The organism is Cellulomonas sp. A375-1 (assembly GCF_001040865.1).
Classification (GTDB): Bacteria; Actinomycetota; Actinomycetes; order Actinomycetales; family Cellulomonadaceae; genus Cellulomonas; species Cellulomonas gelida.
On sequence record NZ_LFKW01000117.1, the window covers coordinates 1 to 1,914 of the forward strand.

Here is a 1,914-nt window from a genome sequence, read left to right on the forward strand (position 1 = left end):
CACGCCGCTGCGTGAGCGCGACCGCTGCGTCCCGCGGATCGGTCCGGGCGGGCACCGACGTCGCCCGCGGGCCCGCGACCGGGCCGGGCGCCGCGGCGGCCGTCCCCCCGTCGGTGGTCGCGCGCCACGGTGCGACGAGCACGGTCACCGTCACCGCGGCGGCCAGCACCACGGCGCACGCACCGGCGATCATCACGCGCGCCAGGCCGGGTCGCCCGGCCGGACCGCGCCCTCTCACGGGACCGCTTTCCACGTCGCTCGCCGGGCGGAGCCCACTGGTCGCGCCGTGCCGTCCGGCTCTCGCACCACCCCGTCGCGCGCGGGCCCCGCTGTCGCCGCGGGCAGTCGCGCGCAGCGACCCCAAGTCGTGCGCCACGTCCCGCCCGGTGCCGGTCGGGTCGGGCAGCCGCACCGGCTGCGGCACGGCGACCCGGAAGCACCGGTCCACCACGCGCGCGGCGCTCGGCGCAGGCTCGTGCAGTAGGTCCTCGAGCGCCTCGCCGAGCGAGCCGTCTCCCCCGCCCGTGCCGGGCACGGCGAGCGGCTCGAGCACCGCGGCGAGCAGCGCACGGACGTCGGCGGCGGACTCGTCGGACGCCGTGGGGACGTGCCGCAGCGCGGCACCCAGCCCGGCGAGCACCGGACGCCCGTCCGCGTCGACGAGGATCGAGCGCGGACCGACGCCGCCGTGCTGGATGCCGACGGCGTGCATCGCCTCGAGCGCCTGCGCGACCGGGATCGCGAGGGTCGCGGCCTCGCCGTCGGACAGGGGTCCACGCGCGGCGCACAGCCGGACGAGGCTGAGGCCGGGCAGGTGCTCGGAGAAGACCCCGATCTCGGCGGCCGACAGCGGCACCACCTCGAGCACGCGCACCAGGTGCTCGTGCCGCACCGACCGCCACGCGCCGACGCGCGCACGCGTCGTGTCGTCGGCCGGCAGGACGTGCAGCTCGACGCGGCGCTCCGAACCGTCGAGCGCGACCGCGACCAGCGCGCCGTCGTCCCCGGGGGCCAGGGCGCGGTAGCCCGCAGCGGCGAGCGCCAGGTCGACCTCAGGGCTGACTCGCACGTCACTCGTCATGGACGCACATCGAAGCGGAGTGCGCGTCCGGGCGTCGTCGCTCGTCCACAGGCCCGCGCGCGGGCTCAGGTGAGCCGGACCACCTCGTCCTCGGCCGCCGACCGCCGGGCGGCGTCGAGCACGCGCGCGGTCGCGACCGCATCGGCCGGGTCCACCGGCGCCGGTGCGCCACCGAGCACCCACTCCGCGAGGGCCGGGTAGATGTCGTGGTGCCCCCCGCGCGGCGCGGGCACCGGCGTGCGCTCGGCGCCGCGGACGAGCCAGCCCTCGTGCACCGGCTCACCGGGACGGCGGCTCTCCTCGTACGCGTCGTCGAGCGCCTCGAACGGGGTCGGCTCGCCCTCGAAGCTCGTCACGAGGTACGCGGCCCGCGCTCCGAGCACGCGCGTCCGCGGGCCAGGCGCGCCCACGAGCCCGCCTGCCTGCAGGTGGCTCAGGACGCCGCTGTCGTGGTGCAGCGCCAGGAACACGTCGTCGACCGCGGGCGTCGTGCGCGCCGCGAGCTCGGCGTACACCTGACGCACGGGACCGAACAGCTGCACCGCGGAGTCGACGAGGTGCGCACCGAGGTCGAGCAGCAGGCCGCCGGCGTCCTCGTCGTTCTCCTTCCACCGGTCCTGCGGCTGCGGGCGGAACCTCTCCCAGCGCCGCTCGAACCGGTGCACGGGCCCGAGCTCGTCGCGTCCCAGCAGGTCCAGCAGCGCGAGCTGCTCGGGGTCCCAGCGACGGTTCTGGAAGACCGTGAGCCGTCCGTCGGCGCGCGCAGCCAGGGCGGCGGCGTCCTGCGCCGTCGTCGCGAGCGGCTTGTCGACCAGCACGTGAGCACCCGCCGC

General features: G+C 77.6%; 1 protein-coding gene and 1 pseudogene. Both read right to left on the bottom strand.

Translation table 11 applies throughout. The features are described 5' to 3' along the window. Positions 1-1,081, bottom strand: a pseudogene (locus CWIS_RS12390) (hypothetical protein); the annotation flags it as partial. 65 nt (positions 1,082-1,146) lie between these two features. Continuing rightward, positions 1,147-1,914 (bottom strand): Gfo/Idh/MocA family oxidoreductase (locus CWIS_RS12395; protein WP_048343627.1); only part of this gene is annotated, 768 nt, incomplete at its 5' end.